The organism is Mesorhizobium sp. B2-4-7 (genome assembly GCF_006442685.1).
Classification (GTDB): Bacteria; Pseudomonadota; Alphaproteobacteria; order Rhizobiales; family Rhizobiaceae; genus Mesorhizobium.
The window spans coordinates 1-18121 of record NZ_VFVH01000008.1 but is presented as its reverse complement, the minus strand read 5'-3'; the positions used below and the strand labels follow the sequence as shown (position 1 = coordinate 18121).

At 64.1% G+C, this 18121-nt stretch carries 16 protein-coding genes; 7 read left to right on the top strand and 9 right to left on the bottom strand.

Features of this window, described 5'->3' with window-relative positions:
* The first annotated feature begins 79 nt into the window (after positions 1–79).
* A complete protein-coding gene (locus FJ946_RS20590; protein WP_140564133.1) occupies positions 80–919 on the top strand; it encodes an AraC family transcriptional regulator in 840 nt (279 codons plus the stop codon).
* A gap of 85 nt (positions 920–1004) precedes the next feature.
* Entirely contained in the window at positions 1005–1427 is a 423-nt protein-coding gene (locus FJ946_RS20585) for a VOC family protein (protein ID WP_140555065.1), read from the top strand.
* On the opposite strand, the gene FJ946_RS20580 is transcribed toward FJ946_RS20585, so the two are convergent.
* Positions 1428–2903 carry a cobyric acid synthase gene (locus FJ946_RS20580; protein WP_140564134.1) on the bottom strand — a complete coding sequence of 492 codons (1476 nt, stop codon included), beginning with the start codon at positions 2901–2903 and terminating at the stop codon, positions 1428–1430. It lies immediately after the preceding gene.
* A 3-nt stretch (positions 2904–2906) separates the two neighbouring features.
* Positions 2907–3521 carry a dimethylsulfonioproprionate lyase family protein gene (locus FJ946_RS20575; protein WP_140517255.1) on the bottom strand — a complete coding sequence of 205 codons (615 nt, stop codon included), beginning with the start codon at positions 3519–3521 and terminating at the stop codon, positions 2907–2909.
* 144 nt (positions 3522–3665) lie between these two features.
* Between FJ946_RS20575 and FJ946_RS20570 the strand changes: the two genes are divergently transcribed.
* Complete coding sequence (locus FJ946_RS20570; protein WP_140564135.1) at positions 3666–4832, top strand: isobutyryl-CoA dehydrogenase; 1167 nt, start codon at positions 3666–3668, stop codon at positions 4830–4832.
* Between the two features lie 26 nt (positions 4833–4858).
* Entirely contained in the window at positions 4859–5743 is an 885-nt protein-coding gene (gene mmsB / locus FJ946_RS20565; RefSeq protein ID WP_140564136.1) for a 3-hydroxyisobutyrate dehydrogenase, read from the top strand.
* 271 nt (positions 5744–6014) lie between these two features.
* Here mmsB and FJ946_RS20560 read toward each other — a convergent pair whose 3' ends face one another.
* The 7 genes from FJ946_RS20560 to FJ946_RS20530 all read right to left on the bottom strand — a co-directional run bounded on the left by FJ946_RS20560 (position 6015) and on the right by FJ946_RS20530 (position 15083).
* Entirely contained in the window at positions 6015–6659 is a 645-nt protein-coding gene (locus tag FJ946_RS20560; protein WP_140564137.1) for a cytochrome c oxidase assembly factor Coa1 family protein, read from the bottom strand.
* A gap of 136 nt (positions 6660–6795) precedes the next feature.
* Positions 6796–8175 (bottom strand): aspartate aminotransferase family protein, encoded by a 1380-nt coding sequence (locus tag FJ946_RS20555; RefSeq protein WP_140564138.1) that lies wholly within the window; start codon positions 8173–8175, stop codon positions 6796–6798.
* A 49-nt stretch (positions 8176–8224) separates the two neighbouring features.
* Positions 8225–8365 carry a capsid protein gene (locus FJ946_RS20550; RefSeq protein ID WP_140495676.1) on the bottom strand — a complete coding sequence of 47 codons (141 nt, stop codon included), beginning with the start codon at positions 8363–8365 and terminating at the stop codon, positions 8225–8227.
* Between the two features lie 67 nt (positions 8366–8432).
* A complete protein-coding gene (locus tag FJ946_RS20545) occupies positions 8433–10493 on the bottom strand; it encodes a prolyl oligopeptidase family protein (RefSeq protein WP_140564139.1) in 2061 nt (686 codons plus the stop codon).
* A 104-nt stretch (positions 10494–10597) separates the two neighbouring features.
* On the bottom strand, positions 10598–11758 hold the full coding sequence (locus tag FJ946_RS20540) for an MFS transporter (protein WP_140564140.1): 1161 nt from the start codon (positions 11756–11758) through the stop codon (positions 10598–10600).
* A gap of 94 nt (positions 11759–11852) precedes the next feature.
* Positions 11853–13028, bottom strand: coding sequence for an MFS transporter (locus FJ946_RS20535; protein WP_140564141.1), 1176 nt, complete (start codon positions 13026–13028; stop codon positions 11853–11855).
* A 165-nt stretch (positions 13029–13193) separates the two neighbouring features.
* Positions 13194–15083, bottom strand: a complete 1890-nt coding sequence (locus tag FJ946_RS20530; protein WP_140564142.1) for a phospholipase D-like domain-containing protein — start codon at positions 15081–15083, stop codon at positions 13194–13196.
* A 216-nt stretch (positions 15084–15299) separates the two neighbouring features.
* On the opposite strand from FJ946_RS20530, the gene FJ946_RS20525 reads away from it, so the two are divergent.
* The 3 genes from FJ946_RS20525 to FJ946_RS20515 form a co-directional block, all read left to right on the top strand.
* Complete coding sequence (locus FJ946_RS20525) at positions 15300–16877, top strand: trimethylamine methyltransferase family protein (protein ID WP_140564143.1); 1578 nt, start codon at positions 15300–15302, stop codon at positions 16875–16877.
* A 164-nt stretch (positions 16878–17041) separates the two neighbouring features.
* Positions 17042–17527, top strand: a complete 486-nt coding sequence (locus tag FJ946_RS20520) for an endonuclease domain-containing protein (RefSeq protein WP_140564144.1) — start codon at positions 17042–17044, stop codon at positions 17525–17527.
* On the top strand, positions 17524–18121 hold a 598-nt coding region (locus FJ946_RS20515), incomplete at its 3' end, for an FAD-binding oxidoreductase (protein WP_140732260.1). The genes FJ946_RS20520 and FJ946_RS20515, both read left to right, overlap by 4 nt.

Sequence of the window (18121 nt, the reverse complement as noted above, 5' to 3'; positions counted from 1 at the left end):
AAATCTCAGGCAATTCGGAGCGCCCGGCCAAAAGCCGGGCGCTTTTGATTCGGGTCCGGGCTCTGCTAGAGTCCTGTCGATGCCAATCGAGATGCCATGCCAGCAGGAACAGGACCGGTCAGTCCCCGGGCGGTTCGAGATGCGGCGGCGCCTTCCCAGCCCTGCCCTCGCGGGCATTGTGTCAGACATTTGCGGTTATCGCGAAACGGCGCCCGGCCATTACCGCAATGTCGAATATGCCTCCCTTACCGTGCCTCTGGTCATCAGCTTCGCCGAACCTTTCGCCATCGGCCTTGGCAAGCCGCCCGGCGACAATGATCGCTTCGCCAGTTTCGCCGCCGGCCTCTATGCCGGACCCGTGATGATCGAATCCTTCGGCGGCGCCTGCTGCGTCCAGGTCAATTTCACCCCACTTGGCGCACGCCGGTTCTTTGACCAGCCGATGAGCGGGTTGACCGACCGCATGGTCAGCCTGGACGATGTGCTCGGCATCGAAGGCGTCGCCTTGCGCGAGCGGCTTGGCAACGCGGCGGACTGGAGCAAACGTTTTGCCCTTGTCGAGATGTTCGTCGCCGCCCGGCTGGCCGATGCGCCGGAAACGCAGGCCGGGGTTGCCTGGGCCTATGACAGGATCCTCGCCTCCGGCGGCCGCGTGCGCGTCTCGTCACTGGCCGACAGGCTGGGCTGGAGCCGCAAGCATCTGGCGGGGAAATTCGCGGACGCGACCGGCATCGGCCCGAAAACGCTGTCGCGCATCGTCCGCTTCAACCGTGCGCTTGGCCTGTCGAGGCAGCAAGCTGGCGATTGGGCCGACATCGCGGCCGATTGCGGCTATGCCGACCAGGCGCATCTGGTGCGTGAGTTCCGCGACCTTGCCGGCGAGACACCGACCGCGATCGAGGGTTCGGCACAGGCCTGAAGCCTCGGGTAACATTTCTTCAAGACGCCGGAACGGCTGTCGCTCAGACTGGGTTCATCGACCAGCCTGAATGAAGGAGGTTACCATGCCCGCATCACCTGAAGCCCCTCGCCTCTACCCCGCCTTGCGTTACAGGAACGCGGCAAAAATGATTGACTGGCTGTGCGAAGCCTTCGGCTTCAGCATCCGTGCCCGCTACGGCGAAGGCGATGTCGTGCATCACGCCGAACTGGTCTTCGGCTCCTCGATGATCATGCTCGGCAGCGCGCGCGACGATGACTACGGCAAAATGGTTGGCGAACCCGGCACAGGCGGCGGCAAGTCGATCTACATCGCCGTCAACGACGCAGACGCCGCCTACGCCAAGGCGAAGAGGGCAGGCGCCACGATCCTCCAGGAATTGACCGACCGCGACTATGGCAGCCGCGAATTCATCTGCCGCGACCCAGAGGAGAATGTCTGGTCCTTTGGCACCTACTGGCCGAAGGCAGGCGAAATGGCCAACTAGCTACCGCGCCAGCGAAAAGATCGCGTCGCAGTCGAGATGGCTCTCCAACTGGGCCGCGACCTCGTCGAGAGCCCTCTCGACCTCGGCGCGATAGTCGATGCCGCCGCCCTTGACGCCGAGGCTTTCGAGGAACCTCCCTCGAAAGGCGTCGGCGCCAAACAGGCCGTGCATGTAGGTTCCGACCACCTTGCCATCCGCCGAGACCGCACCGTCCTCGGCGCCATTGATGATCGCCGACGGCCGCAGCATGTCCGGGCCGGTGGTGCGGCCGAGATGGATCTCGTAGCCTTCGAGCGGCAGATCGAACGGCACCGAGCGGGCGCTGACGTTGCGCACCGTCTTTTCCGGTTCCATCACTGTTTCGATGTCGAGCAGGCCAAGCCCTTCCGCTTCGGTGACGCTGCCCTCGATGCCGTCGGGATCGCGCACGATGCGGCCAAGCATTTGGAAGCCGCCGCAAATGCCGACGACATGGCCGCCGCGCCTGCGATGGGCGAGAAGATCACGGTCCCAGCCATTTTCGCGAAATTTCAGCAGATCCCCGATCGTCGACTTCGAGCCGGGAATGACCACCAGTCCCGCATCCTGCGGCAACGGCTTTCCAGGCGGCACGAACACCACTTCCACCTGCGGCTCGGCCTTGAGCGGGTCAAGATCGTCGAAATTGGCGATGCGGCCGAGCATCGGCACCGCCACCTTCAGCGCACGCGACTCCCCGGAGGCAAGCCGTTCCAGCACCACCGAATCCTCCGAGGGCAGCCGCGCCGCCGCCTTCAGCCACGGCACGACGCCGAAGCAGCGCCAGCCGGTGAACGCTTCGATCGCCTTGATGCCGTCGTCGAACAGCGACACGTCGCCACGGAACTTGTTGATGAGATAGCCGACGATCATGCGCCGGTCTTCCTCCGGCAGGATCAGATGCGTGCCCGCGACCGAGGCGATGACGCCGCCGCGATCGATGTCGCCGACCAGCACGACAGGCACATCGGCACGCGTCGCAAAACCCATATTGGCGATGTCGCGGCTTCTGAGGTTGATCTCGGCCGGCGAACCCGCGCCCTCGATGATGACGAGATCGGCGCCCTCGCCGACCTTGCCCCAGGAGTCCAGCACCGCGTCCATCAGCCGGCCCTTCAGCGCCTGGTAGTCGCGCGCCCGCGCCTCGCCGAACACCTTGCCTTGCACGATGACCTGCGCACCGACATCGGTCTGCGGCTTGAGCAGCACGGGGTTCATGTGAACCGATGGCGGCACGCCGCAGGCGATCGCCTGCAGCCATTGCGCGCGGCCGATCTCGCCGCCGCCAGCCCTGTTGTCGCCGGGAATATCGGCGACAGCGGCATTGTTCGACATGTTCTGCGGCTTGAACGGACGCACCTTCAGCCCACGCTTTTTCGCGGCGCGGCACAGCCCTGCGACCAGCACGGTCTTGCCGACATCCGAACCCGTGCCTTGCAGCATAATGGCTTTAGCCATGGCTCAGCCCCTGCCCTGCGTCGCGGTCCCGGTGATCGTGGATTTCTGCGCCAGCGGCCCGCCGCGCCAGATATAGAGCGCCAGCAACGGCTCCTTGCCGGTGCGCATGGCGTGATTGACCTTAGAAGCGTGGTGGATGACCTCGCCGGCCTCTCGCTTGTGAAAGCTGTCCTCGCCCATGCGCCACTCGGTGCCGCCGGTCAGCGGGATATAGATCTCCTCGGCGACATGATGGTGGTCGGGATAGACGATATCAGGCCCAAGGATCAGCACGCCGGCGGCGACCTCGTCGTTGGCGAAGTGGCCGCGGGTGCCGAATACTTCGAGCCAGCCATAATTGTCGATGAACGCCTTGCCGAAATCCGACTCGCCGTAGGTCTGGCCCCAGCGCAATTCGCCGCGCTCCTGCGCCAGAAATTGCACCAGCTGCTTGGTCCGCGCCGGCGTCAATTCGGCGGCGCGATCGAGATGGCGCAGGCAGCCGAGTGGGTGCGGTTCAAGCTCGCGGGCGGGCATATCCCACCCTATGCGCGCCACCGCATCCTGCACCAGGAAGTCATCCACGGAAGCGAGATAGGCGTGGAACCGCTCTAGCAGCTCATCGAATTTTGTCGTCACATCTTGCTCCGGACATGCATTGACGCACAGCCGCTCCGCGGCGGCTCGGGTTGCGCGGCGGCATCATTGGTCTAGATTGGTGCGCGCGCAAAGCCAAAAACGACAGGCCAGCGAGCCAGCTGGCCAGCATATAGGGAGCACGCCATGGACGCCGCGGTCGATGCGAGCACCAGTCAGTTCGAACTCAACGAGGACCAGCGCGCCATCCAGGAGATGGCTCAGGCCTTCGCCGCCGATCGCGTCGCGCCGAATGCGCTAGACTGGGACCGCAATAAGCATTTCCCCGCCGACGTGATCCGCGAGACTGGCCCGCTGGGCCTCGGCGGCATCTATGTCAGGGACGATGTCGGCGGCTCCGCGCTCGGCCGGCTCGACGCCGTGCTGATCTTCGAAGCGCTGTCCCACGCCGACCCGGCCTTTTCCTCCTTCATCTCGATCCACAATATGGTGGCCTCGATGATCGATCGTTTCGGCGACGACGGCCAGCGCCAGCGCTTCCTGCCGAAGCTCACCTCCATGGAATGGCTGGCGAGCTATTGCCTGACCGAGCCGGGTTCCGGCTCGGACGCCGCTGCCCTGAAGACGCGGGCGGTGAAGAGCGGCGGCGACTACGTGCTGAACGGCGCCAAGCAGTTCATCTCCGGCGCCGGCGACAGCGATATCTATGCCGTCATGGTGCGCACCGGCGCCGAGGGACCGAAAGGCATTTCCACCATCGTCGTGCCGAAAGATGCGCCGGGACTCTCCTTCGGCGCCAATGAGCACAAGATGGGCTGGCATATGCAGTCGACCCGCCAGGTCATCTTCGAGGATTGCAAGGTGCCGGCCGAAAACCTTTTGTCAGGCGAAGGCGCCGGCTTCGGCATCGCCATGGCCGGGCTCGATGGCGGCCGGCTGAACATCGCCGCCTGTTCGGTTGGCGGGGCCCAGTCGGCGCTCGACAAGGCGCTGTCCTACACGGCCGAGCGCAAGGCATTCGGCTCCAGGATCAACCAGTTCCAGGCGCTGCAGTTCCGGCTGGCCGATATGGAAACCGAGTTGCAGGCGGCGCGCATCTTTCTTTATGCCGCCGCTTCCAAGCTCGACCGCAAGGCACCGGATGCCTCGAAATGGTCGGCAATGGCCAAGCGCTTCGTCACCGACACCGGTTTCAACGTCGCCAACGATGCGCTGCAGCTGCTCGGCGGCTATGGTTACCTGCACGATTACGGCATCGAGAAACTGGTGCGCGACCTGCGTGTGCATCAGATTCTCGAAGGCACCAACGAGATCATGCGCGTCATCATCGCCCGTGCGTTGATCGGTCGCTGAAGCGTGCAAACTCCGGGAGAGACACAATGACCACAATCGCCTTCATCGGCCTTGGGAATATGGGCAATCCAATGGCGGCGAACCTGGTCAAAGCGGGGTATGCCGTGCACGGCTACGACCTAATGTCCGAAAACCTCACCGTCGCCAAAGAACATGGCGTTACGATCATGGCCAATGCCTTGACCGCAGTGAAAGATGCGGATGTTGTCATCACCATGCTGCCCGCCGGCAAGCATGTCCTGTCGGTCTACGAAGAGATCGCGTCCAAGGCAAAGAAGGGCGCGCTTTTCATCGATTCCTCGACCATCGACGTCGAATCGGCGCGCAAGGCGCATGCCATCGCCGCAAAGCACGGCCTGCTGTCGGTTGATGCGCCGGTCTCGGGCGGCACCGGCGGTGCCGCCGCCGGCACGCTGACTTTCATGGCCGGCGGCTCGGACGACGCCTTCGCCGCCGCCGAGCCGATCCTGAAGCCCATGGCCGGGCGCATCGTCCATTGCGGCGGCGACGGCGCCGGCCAGGCGGCCAAGATCTGCAACAACATGATTCTCGGCATTTCGATGATCGGCGTCGCCGAGGCCTTCGTGCTGGCCGAAAAGCTCGGCCTGGCGCACCAGGCCCTGTTCGACGTTGCCTCAACCTCTTCAGGCCAGTGCTGGTCGCTGACCACCTATTGCCCGGTGCCCGGCCCGGTGCCGACCTCGCCCGCCAACCGCGACTACAAGCCCGGCTTCGCCGCCGCACTCATGCTGAAGGATTTGAAGCTGTCGCAGGAAGCCGCACAAGCCGCGGGCGCGGTGACACCGCTTGGCGCCGAAGCGACACAGCTCTACGGCCTGTTCAACGCGCAAGGGAACGCCGGCGCCGATTTTTCCGGGATCATAAATTTTCTGCGCGGCGTCAATCAATAAGCGATTGATAAAGCTCGTCTTTCTTTCGTACGCCCCGCCGGAGAACCGCAAAATTTAGGTTTGCTTAAGCTCTCGATAACTCCGCGGTAACGATGTCCCTATAAAACGGACTGCGAGGCGGATATCGCGTCCGCCCGGCGCTCCGGATCAGGTCTCGCGTGCCGGAGCCCGTAAGTTTCGCCAAGTGTTTGCGTAGCGAAACGCCAAGCGTATCTGGCAAAGCCGCGTTCCCGGTGGGGCGCGGTTTTTGCGTTCCAGGATCCGACATCCCTCATATTCCGATTGCCGCGTTCGGGATCGGCACGTGATCTTCATTGGTCAGCACGATCGGGGCATCGGCGCCATCGACCCGGACCACGAGCAGGCGCATGCTCCACGTGCCTGCATTGCGAACAAGATGCGAAAACACCGTGCCCTTTCCCTTGGTGCCGTGGATGGGAATGCTGAACTGCGCGTCACCCGTCCCGTTTGCGTTGACGTTGAGATGGCCGCCGACCCAGAAATTGGCGGTCACGTCGTCGCCGATGGCGGCTTTCACCCGGGTATCGGCGCGGATGACCTCCATGGTCATGCGATAGGCGTCACTGTTCTTGATCATGAAAGGGATGCCGCCGACCATCGTCGCGCAGCCCCCGATACTGAGCACCCAGACGGCAAGACCGGCGATCGCCCAGTTGCGCTGCGTTCTGCGGAACTGCTCGGCATCGCGCCACGCCCGGTTCCGCCATGCCCAGCGGCTGCCGCGCGCGCCGAGCACGAAGATCATGACGATGTTGACGATCGGGATCAGCGCCAGCAGGGCGATGAAGGTGGAGTTGCCGATGCCCCAGATCCAGTTGAGGAAGAAGGCGCCCCAATTCCAGCGATCGAGCTCAGCCGGGATTTCGGCGGGCTGGTTGAGCGGTTGTCCGGCCATCGCGTCCCCCGTCGGCAAAACTGCCTTGGCGGGTTGTAACCGATAGCGCCGGCGACCGGAACCCTCGGTGCGCCTGGTATCGGCATTGGGTCATCGACGGCCGGGCGTCTCGATCACGAACGCCCGGCCATTTCTTTTACCGTTTGCGCAGATCCGCTTGCGCCAGGTCGAGCGCCTTGCCGATACGCTCGCAGGCCATATCAATCGTGTCGCGGGTCCAGATCAGCGGCGGTGAGAGGATCATCGTGTCGCCGGTGGCGCGCAGCATCATGCCGTTGGCGATCGCATGGTCGCGCACGGTCACCGCGGCACTTCCAGCCGGCAGGAACCGCTCCTTGGTCGCCTTGTCCTTGACGATCTCGATCGCACCCATCAGCCCGATCGAACGCACCTCGCCGACCAGCTCGTGCCCGGCGATGCGCTCTTGCAGCGCCTTGGCGAAATAGGGCCCGGTGTCGCTCCTGACGCGGTCGACCAGACCCTCCCGCTCCATGATCTCCAGGTTCTTCAGCGCCACGGCGCAAGCCACGGGGTGGCCGGAATAGGTATAACCGTGATTGAACTCGCCGCCCTTCTCGATCAGCGTCGAGGCAATGCGATCGCCGACCAGCAGCGCCGACAGCGGCTGGTAGCCCGACGTCAGCGCCTTGGCGGTGGTGATGGTGTCGGCCTGGATGCCAAGCGTCTGCGCGGCAAACCATTCGCCCGTGCGGCCATAGCCGGTGATGACCTCGTCCAGCATCAGCAGCACATCGTATTTGCGGCAGATGCGCTGTACCTCGGGCCAATAGCTTGCCGGCGGTATCTTCACGCCGCCAGCTCCCATCACCGGCTCGCCAATGAAGGCGGCGACCTTGTCGGCGCCGGCTTCGAGGATGGCGTCCTCGACCGCCTTTGCCGCGCGCAGGCCGAAATCATGATCGCTCTCGCCCGGCAGCGACAGCTCATAGGCGTACGGCGTCATCACATGGACGATGTTGGGCACCTCTCCGTTGAGCTGCTTGTGCATGGCGTCCATGCCGCCGAGCGACGTGCCGGCGATGGTCGAGCCGTGATAGGCCATCTTGCGCGAGATGACGCGGTTCTTCTGCGGCTTGCCTTCGAGCACCCAATAGTGGCGCACGAGCCTGAGCGCGGTGTCGTTGGCTTCCGAACCGGAAGAACCATAGAACACCTGGTTGATGGTCTTCGGCGCGATCTCCGCCAGCTTCTTCGACAGAAGCACAGGCGTCGGTGTCGAGCATTTGAAGAAGGAATTGTAGTAAGGCAGCTCCTTCATCTGCGCATAGGCTGCCTCCGCGAGCTCGTCGCGGCCATAGCCGATATTGACGCACCACAGCCCCGCCATGCCGTCGAGAAGTTCGTTCCCTTCGGAATCGTAGATGAAGGGACCGTTGGCGTGGGTGATGATGCGCGATCCGGCCTCGCGCAGTTCCCTATGGTCGGTGAACGGGTGCAGATGATGCGCGGCATCGATCTGCTGAAGCTGCTTCAGCGAATAATTTTGATAGGTCATGGATCTGATCTTCCTCTGGAACCAATCCGGCTGCGCCGGGGCGGATTCTTCAGAGGATAGCGGGTGGCGAATAGCCTATGCGGGCGCAAAGCCGCAAAAGCTCGGCGCGCAACGTGCGCAGCGACGGCGTCACCGCGCCCCCAAATGCCCGAACCCCGAAAAGGCCGGCCAATGTCACCACGGGAGCCATGAAGGCACCTTAGAGCAAAGAAGGTTCGAGGTGAACCACCCTTCGCTCCGGTCCGAAGGCTTCCGGTTCAGCCCTTCCCGCCCAGCGTCCTCTGCAGGAAAACGTACTTCATCGCGGCCTGTGCCGCCTGCGGCCGGCGGTCGCCGCGGCCGCCATGGCCGCCCTCGGTCTCTTCGAAGAAGAGCGTCCCGGCGTGGCCGGCCTCCTGCAGGCGGGCGGCCATCTTGCGCGCATGGCCGGGATGCACCCGGTCGTCGGCGGTCGAGGTGGTGAGCAGCACCGGCGGATAGGCACCGGCCTCGACATGCTGGTAAGGCGAGTAGGCGGCAAGCCAGGTCGCATCTTCCGGCTTGGACGGATCGCCATATTCGGCCATCCACGACGCGCCGGGCGGCAATTCGGTGTAGCGCAGCATGTCGAGCAGCGGCACCTCGATGATAACGGCGCCGAACAGCTCAGGATGCTGCGTCAGCGAGACGCCCGTCAGCAAGCCGCCATTCGAGCCGCCCTGGATGCCGAGCGAGGCGGCTGTCGCAATGCCGCGCCTGACGACATCCTGCGCGACCGCCGCGAAATCGTCGAAGGCGTTCTGCCGGTTGGCCTTGAGCGCTGCCTGGTGCCAGGCCGGGCCGAACTCGCCCCCGCCGCGGATGCAGGCCTGCACATAGGCATTGCCCTTCTCCAGCCACAGCCTGCCGCGCACGCCGGCATAGCCAGGCAGCAAAGGCACTTCGAAGCCGCCATAGCCGTAGAGCAGCGTCGGCACCGGGCCCTTCTGGTCACGCCGCCTGACGACGAAATAGGGAATCATCGTGCCGTCCTTCGAGCGCGCCTCGAACTGTTCCGAGACGAGCTGCGAAGCATCGAATCGCGACGGCTGCGACTTCACTGTGGCGAGCGTCTCGCCATTGTCGTCGGACCAGATGATCGAGCTCGGCGTCAGGAAATCGGTGAAAGAGAAGGAGACGCTGGCGCCGAAATGTTCGGCATGGCTGATGCCTACCGTGCCGTTTTCCGGCAATGCGACCGGTTTCAGCGACCAGGCGCTGTCCCTGCGTTCGCAGGCCACAACCTTGCCGCGCACATTGTCCATCAGGCTGATGAACAGGTGGTCCTGCGTCCTGGCGAGAGCGGCGATGGACACGCGATGCGCCGGCGCGAGCAAGGTCTCGATGGCGCCGAAACTGCCGGTCTCGATCCAATGAGCGAAATCGAACGAATAGAGCCCGTCCGGCCGGCAGGCCGTTCCATCCGGCGCCGTCCAAGGCGTACGCACGCCAAACACCATCTGGTCCTTGAAGAGCGCCGTGTCGGTAACGTCGTCAGGCAACGGAATGCGTCTGTTTTCACCTGACGGGAGACGCAGGAAACTGTGCGATGCAAAGAAGTTGAGCGTCCGCGTTAGAAACAAATGCCGCTTCTCGCCATCGAACTCCAGGCCGGCGCCGACGGCGAGGTCTTCCTTCTGCGCTTCGAAGATCGGCGTCGCGTCTTCAAGGTCCGTGCCGCGCGTCCACAATTTGACGACGCGCGGGTAGCCGGATTCGGTCTTGTCGGCCTCTTCGAAGGCTGCCGAGACGATCACCGTATCCTTGTCGAGCCAGCCGAAGCCGGACTTGGAAGCGGGCGCGCGAAAACCGTCCTCGACGAACGATTTGGCGGCGATGTCGAATTCGCGCATCTCGCTGGCGTCGCCGCCATCAGGCGACATCGAAACCAGGCAGCGGTTGAAATCGGGGTAGAGCCGGCTGGCGCCGCCGAACACCCATTTCACTCCCTCCTTCGCCGCGAGCTGGTCGAAGTCGATGATGGTTTCCCAGTCCGGTCTGTCGGTCTTGTAGGAAGCCACCGTCGTGCGGCGCCACAGGCCCAACACATTGGTCTTGTCTTGCCAGAAATTATAGACGTAGCCGTTGAGCGCGGAGCCGACGGCTATGTTGTCCTCGGCGGTCATCAGATCGAGCGCGGTTTCGAACGACGCCTGGTAGGACGGATCGCCCTGCAATTGCGCCACCGTGACTTCGTTCTGGCGATGTACCCAGTCGAGCGCCTCCTTGCTCGTCCTTTCCTCCAGCCAAAGAAAGGGATCATCGGTCGCCAAGCCAGGCTTTGTCGTCGAAATGGTCATGGGGGTCTCCGGGAAATCGGGGGGCGGCCCTGCCTACATCGCGTCAAAGGGCGCCGGATTCAAGGTGTTGAAGCCGCGTCATCGCGGCAGATCGCTTCAGGCCGTCACACGATCCGCCGCCGGATGACGGTCGCAGCCGCCAGCGCCAGGCAGATCGCGCCGAGCGTCACCGGCAGGCCGCTCGCGCCGATCCCGTCCATCACGCCGCCCGCAAGCGGCGGGACGAGGATGCCGCCGACGCCCCACATCAGGGAGAAAGCGGCATTGCCGGCAATTAGCGCCGAGCCGCTGAAACGCTCGCCGAGTTCGATGATCGCCATCGTATAAATGCCGTAGGACACCGCGCCCCAGACGAAGATCATCGGCCAGACCAGCGGCGTTTCGATCAATAACGGCAGCAGCAGACAGCCGAGCAGCGTCAGCACCAGGCAGATGAACCGCACCAGGCGCGCCGTCAGCCGCTCGGCCAGCAGGCCGAGCGGCACCTGCATGGCGATGTTGCCGGCGATCATCGTCGACAGCAGGGCCGACATGCGGTTCTCGGCGATGCCGTAATGCGTGCCGTAGACGGGCAACAGCGCCAACACCGCCTGCTCGAAGCCGGCAGCCACGATTACTGCCGACAAAAGCAGCCAGGCGAGCGGCATGAAGCCCATCACCGAAAGCCGATGCCCGGCTTCGTCGACCTTAGGCAGGCGCCCGACCACCAGGGCGAGGCACCCGCCGCAGAAGATGAAAGCGGAAATGCCGACCAGGAATGGCGGCCAGCCCTCCGTACCGACGGCCAGCAGGCAAAGCGGCCCGGCGGCGAAGCCGGCCGAGATGATCGTGGAATAGACGCCCATGATGCGGCCGCGCCGGGCCGGCGGCGCCAGCGCGATCACCCAGATTTCGCTTAAGACATAGAGCGGATTGGTCACCGCGCCGATCAGGAACCGCAGCGGAAACCAGAGATAGACGTTCTGTGTCCAGCCGATCAGCGCCAGCACGACCGCCGAAAGCGCCGCGCAGGTCAGCGCCGTGCGCCCTGCCCCGAACCGCCGCGCCAGTGACGGGATGAGCGGCGACGAGACGATGAAGCCAATCGGCGTCATCGCCGCCGACAGGCCGATCATGACAGGCGAAACGCCCTGCCGCTGCAGGATGAAGCTCAAGAGCGGATAGGACAGTCCCTGCGCGATGGCGAACACCGACACGGTCGCGATCACACCGATGATCGCTGCCCACTGCATCGTCTCGTCGCGCTTCGGTTCCACCCGGTCCATGATCCACATCGCCTCTCGGCTGCAGGCTTAGCGTTTCGACCCGATAGCCGTAAGCCCCAAAGCCCGAACCCACGCTTGTTCCGGCCAAACCCTGTCAGGAGCCTCTGCGGCTGGCCGATCTGTAGAGCACGAAGGCGACCAGCAGCGCGTCCAGGCCGACGATCACCGCCGGCAATCCCAAAGGCCCGATCGCCTGCATCAGCAGACCGGCGCTGGGCGGACCGACAATGCCGCCAACGCCCCACAACAAGGCGAAAGCGGCGTTGCCGGTGACCAGCAGCGAGCCCTTGAACCGGCTGCCGAGTTCCACCAACGCCATCGTGTAGACGCCATAGCCGACCGCTCCCATCACCAGCAGCACCGCCCAGATCAGCGGCGTCGTGATCAGCAGCGGCAGCAGAAGCGCGCAAACGGTGGTCGCCACCGCACAGGCCAGGATCATGGGGCGGCCGCCGAAGCGTTCGGCGAGCAGGCCGAGCGGGATCTGCAGCAGGATATTGCCCAGGGATAACGCCATCACCAGAGCGGCGAGCACGGCTTCCGGCAAGCCATAGCCGGCGCCGAAGACCGGAACCAGCGCATAGGTGCTTTGCTGGACCGCTGCCGAGACCAGCACCGCCAGCAGCAGCGCCGGCGCCAGCCGGGCAAAACCGATAAAGCTGCCGGCTGGCTGGCCGTCATCCTCGAAACCGGGGAGCTTTGAGGAGACAAGGCGCAGAATAACGGCGCAGAGCACGAAACCACCAATGCCGACGCTGAAGGGAGCCCAGCCCGACGTGCCGAGCAGGGTCAGTGTGAAAGGCCCGGCCGAGTAGCCGGCCCCCATCAGCGTGTTGAACACGCCCATCACCCGGCCGCGTCGCGCCGGCGGCGCCAGCGACAGCGCCCACACCTCCCCGAGGATATAGAGCGGGTTGATGACCACGCCGATGATGAAACGGAGGACGAACCACGCCACCCAATCCTGCAGATAGCCGATGCCCAGGAAGCACAGCGCACCGATCAGCGAGCAGCCGACGGCGAGCGTGCGGGCGCCGACCAGCCGCACGGCGGCGGGCACGAACGAGGCAGACAGGATCAAGCCAACCGGCATCATCGCCGCCGACAGGCCGATCAGGCCCGGCGACATGCCTTGCTTCTGCATCAGCAGCGTGAACAGCGGCGAGCTCAGCCCTTGCGCGGCGCCGAACATCGCCAGCGCCGCGGTGACGCCGGCGAGCGCTGCCCACTGCGTTGCCGCTTCGCCTTGGCTCGAGCCGGTCGCGACCATGCTGCCGTTCCATGAGTGAATCGCCGACCTGCGGATCGGCAAGCCATCAGCTACCGGTTCGATCCCGGGAAAGGAAGGGCCGGACAGCGAAATCCGCTTGCGCCAACGGCCGGCGCCGTGCACCGGAAGGCTCGCGTCAAAAGCCGTCAGCACCTGCCGGCAGCACTATGGAAAATACCGTGCGATCGCGCCTTTCCTGCCTTGCGCGTAAGGCTTCAGCCACTTGTCGTCGATGGAGAGCCCATCGTCATCCGAAGGGCCTTTGCCGATGGTCCTGCGCCAGGCGCGGAACTTGTAGTGGTCGAACACGTCGAGCATATGCACGGCATAGGCCGCGGCGAAGGTCTTGTCGCCTTCGACGATCACCATGTTCTCGTCATTCTCGTAGGAAGCCTTGTAGCCGAGGTTGTGGCTGCCGGTGACGACCGTCGCGTTGTCCTCCATCGGATCGATGATGACGATCTTGTCGTGCACGATGGCATGGCCGACGGTCAGCACCTCCGCCTGGAAATCGCGGGCGATCGTGGCGCCGGTCAGGTTCGCCGCCCGCACGATGGAAACGTTCGGCGCCTCCCAGACCTTCTCCGGATAGACGAAGGGCGACTTGCCGTCCCTGTTTGATTTATGGGTGACCGGATCCTTAGTCGGCGCGACATAGTTGGGCATGGCGGTCTCATCGCTGATTGCCCCTTGCACGATCAGCTTCGGATCGGCCCTTGCCGCCGCCACCGCCTGGTCGACGATCGAATTGTCGCCGAGCCGCGAAGGATTGAACACCAGGAACAGCACGGCGCGCTTGGCTGCCTTGATGCGGGCGAAGAGGTCCTCGAGATCGACCGGCCGCACCGAGATGTCCTTCTTGTTGCGCTCGGGATCATTGGGCGAGAACCACACCGTCATGCCGTCCAGCGCCGCCGTGGCGCCGTTGAGCGGGTTTGGCCTGTGGTTTTCCCTGCGAAACGGCACGCCTTGCGTCTGCGCGACATGGCCGGCGGCGCTTTCCGTGGCCGGCGGCGGGAACAGGTCGGCCTTCATGCGCTGCCAGTAGGCGTCGAATATCTCGGCCATCGCCGGCTCGTCGCGGATGAAGGCGTTGTTGGATTGCCCGCAAATGCCCGTCGAGGTCCAGTTGGTGCTGCCCGTCATCACCGATTGCGGCTTGCCCTGGGCATCGCGATAGACGGCGAACTTGTTGTGGCCGATATGGTTGTTGTTGAACAGGCGATCCGTCACCGCGACGCCCGCGTCGTGCAGCCGCTTCCTGTAAGGCGCGTTGCCAGCGTCCCAGGCCTTCGTCTGGTCATCCCTGCCTGAGTTGGAAAGAATGACCTCCACGACATCCTTGGCGGCAATGATTGCGTCGCACAGTTCGTCGTCGCCAAGCTCGTAGAGCGCAAGCCTGACCGTGCCGCCTTCGGCCTTGGCCCGCTTCAGCAGGCTGGTCAGCACATCAGGCACGTCGCCATGCAGGTAGGCGCGTATCTTGCTGGTCGGGTCCTGCAGCACAGCCCTGATCTTGTCGCGCTGCCCGAGCTTGATGCCGGCCTCGGCCAGCGCGCGCGACATCCATTGCGTCGACAGCACGCCATTCGTGAAGGCGACGCGCGCCTTGCCGAACATCTGGCCGAGGAAGATCGGCGGACAGACCGCGCCCCGGCCGAGATAGCCCAGCGGCCGCGCTGGGCCGGTATAGGTCTTTTCCGGGCGCACCGGCACGGGATCGAGCCCGGCCTTCATATCGCCGACCGGACGCACCCGGTAGGCGATCATTTCGCCGTCTGGCCTGACATCCAGGCTGTCGCGGCGCCGCCGGACAGTGAGATCGCGCCAGAATGTCTTCTGCACCGGCCAGACGCCGGTATCCTGGGGGATCCAATCCTTGTTGCGCTGTCCCTTGAAGGGCACCCAGGAAGCCAGGCAACGCTCCTCGCCGGTGTCGGGATAGAGGCGAACGATCTCGAAGCCCAGGCAGCCCGGGATCATCCCGTCGAGGTCCCAGGAGAGGAACGCGACTTCGTTGTTGGTGGCGGCACGCACTTTGACGACGTCAGGCATGGCTCTCCCTCCGGAGATATTCGACGCACAAGTTTATCAGAAGCAAAAGACGATACTGCAACGAATGGCGCCCCCTTGTCCGCGGGCCCGCCTCGGGACCACGCAGCTGCCGTTCCGGCATGTCGCTTCCCTCGCTCTAGTGGTCGCCGCCTCCGCAATGGCCGGACAGCCGCCGGTCCATTATGCCGCCCACTTTCGCATCGTACGAGGCCCCTCATGACCGCCGCCCTTCAACCCGCCGAACCGGCATTGGCAACCGATCGTGCCCGCCGCGGCGGCCGCGCCGGAAAACGCGCAGGCGGCTCGGCCGCGTTCGAGCAGCCGCCGTTCCGCCAGCTGAAAATCCCGCTCCAGCCGACCAAGCTGGTTTCCGACGACGAGCTGGAATCGATCCACCTGGCCTCGCTGCGGGTGCTGAAGGAGATCGGTGTCGACGTCCTGCATGACGAAGCCCGCCGCATCATGAAGGAATATGGCGCCGACGTGCGCGAAGGTAGCGAGCGCGTGCGCTTCGACAGCGACATGATCCTCGATCTGGTGTCGCACTGCCCACCTGAATTCACTATCCATGCCCGCAACCCCGCGCACAATGTGCGCTTCGGCGGCGACAACCTAATCATCTCGATGATGGCCTCGGCGCCCAATTGCTCGGACATCGATCGTGGCCGCCGGCCCGGCAACCAGCAGGATTATCGCAATTTCCTGCGCCTGGCGCAGATGCACAACATACTGAACTGCACGGGCGGCTATCCGGTCGAGCCGATCGACATCCATCCCTCCGTCCGCCACCTCGAATGCATCCGCGACCTCGCCACGCTGACCGACAAGGTGTTCCACATCTATTCGCTCGGCAAGGAACGAAATGTCGACGGCATCGAGATCACCCGTATCGCGCGCGGCATCAGCCACGAGCAGTTGCTCGAAGAACCGTCCGTCTTCACCATCATCAACACCAATTCGCCGCTGAAACTCGACGTGCCGATGATGGAAGGCATCATCCAGATGTCGAGCAAGGGCCAGGTCGTCATCGTCACGCCGTTCACCCTGTCGGGCGCCATGGCGCCGGTGACCATTGCCGGCGCGCTGGTGCAGCAGAACGCCGAGGCGTTGTCCGGCATCGCGTTTGCCCAGATGGTCAGGAAGGGCGCGCCGGTCGGTTATGGCGGCTTCACCTCCAACGTCGACATGAAGTCGGGTGCGCCCGCCTTCGGCACGCCCGAATACATGAAGGCGCAGCTCGTCGGCGGCCAGCTCGCCCGCCGCTACAACATCCCCTACCGCACCTCCAACACCTGCGCGGCCAACACGGTCGACGCACAGGCCGCCTATGAAAGCGTGTTCTCGCTGTGGGGCGCCATCCAGGGCGGCGGCAATCTGATGATGCACGCCGCCGGCTGGCTCGAAGGCGGCCTGCGCTGCTCCTACGAGAAGACCATCCTCGACATCGACCTGTTGCAGATGGTGGCGGAATTCTTGACCCCGCTCGACCTGTCCGAACAGGCGCTTGGCTTCGACGCCATCCAGTCGGTCGGCCCCGGCGGCCACTTCTTCGGCACACAGCACACGCAGGACCGCTACAAGACCGCCTTCTACTCGCCGATCCTGTCCGACTGGCGCAATTTCGAGACCTGGGCGGAAGCCGGCTCGCCGACGGCGCTCGAAAAGGCCAACAAGGTGTGGAAGGAGCGGCTGGCCTCCTATGAGGAGCCTTACATGGACCCGGCGATCCGCGAAGAGCTCAACGCCTTCGTCCAGAAGCGCCGCGCCGAAGGCGGCGCGCCGACCGATTTTTGATCGTCTGCGTTCTCGATGAACTGATCACGCGTATGGATTCGATGAACGGTCGACCCCCACTCCGTCGAGCTGCGCTCGACACCTCTCCCCCGATCGACGGGGGAGAGGAAGGGCGTGAGCTTGGCCGGGCTGGCTCCCTTCCTCTCCCTCCGGAGGGGGGAGAGGTGGCGCTGCGAAGCAGCGACGGAGTGGGGGAAGCCGCTCGTAAAACCCGCAGTCGCCGAAAGTCAGTTACAACCCAGAGAGCCAGGAAACTCAGGCAAGGCAACAATCAGGCCGAAGCACTGCTTTGGCTCGAACTAAAAGCCCGCAGACTTGGTCGCTACAAGTTCACACGCCAGTTCTCTATCGGACCATACTACGCCGACTTCTGTTGCCGCGAAAAATGGCTGGTCGTTGAAATCGACGACTCACAGCACGCCGACAGTCCCTATGACCGCCGCCGCGACGATTTCATGCGCGCCCAAGGCTATTCGATCCTGCGCCTCTCGAGCCATGACGTCCTGAAACATCGTACTCCCGTCTGTGAAACCGTCCTTGCCGCGCTCGACGGCAGGCTGACCGAAAACATCGCTGCATCCGACCTCCGCTTTGTTTTCATACCGCACTCACCCGATTCAATCTCTTCAAAAACGGACCTAGCTTCATGAAATCCCATGTAAAAGCGGTTGTCATCGGCGGCGGCGTCGTCGGCTGCTCGGTGCTCTATCACCTGGCAAAGGCCGGCTGGACAGACATCATGCTGATCGAGCGCTCGGAGCTCACCTCCGGCTCGTCCTGGCACGCGGCGGGCGGCTTCCATACGCTCAACGGCGATCCCAACGTCGCCAAGCTGCAGGCCTACACCGTGCAGCTCTATAAGGAGATCGAGGAGCTTTCCGGCCAGTCCTGTTCGCTGCACCTGACCGGCGGCGTGATGATGGCCGACTCGCCCGAGCGCATGGACTTCCTGCGACTTGCCCACGCCAAGGGCCGCTATCTCGGCATGGATACCGAGCTGATCACGCCATCCGAGGCCAAGGCGATGTTCCCGCTGATGGACGAGACGAATTTCGTCGGCGCCATGTGGGATCCGGTCGAAGGCCATCTGGATCCGTCCGGCACGACGATTGCGTACTCGAAAGCGGCGAAGAAACTCGGCGCCGAGATCGTGCTGCGCAACCGCGTCGTCGAACTGACGCAGCAGGTCGACGGCACCTGGAACGTCATCACCGAACAAGGCACGGTTCACGCCGAGCATGTCG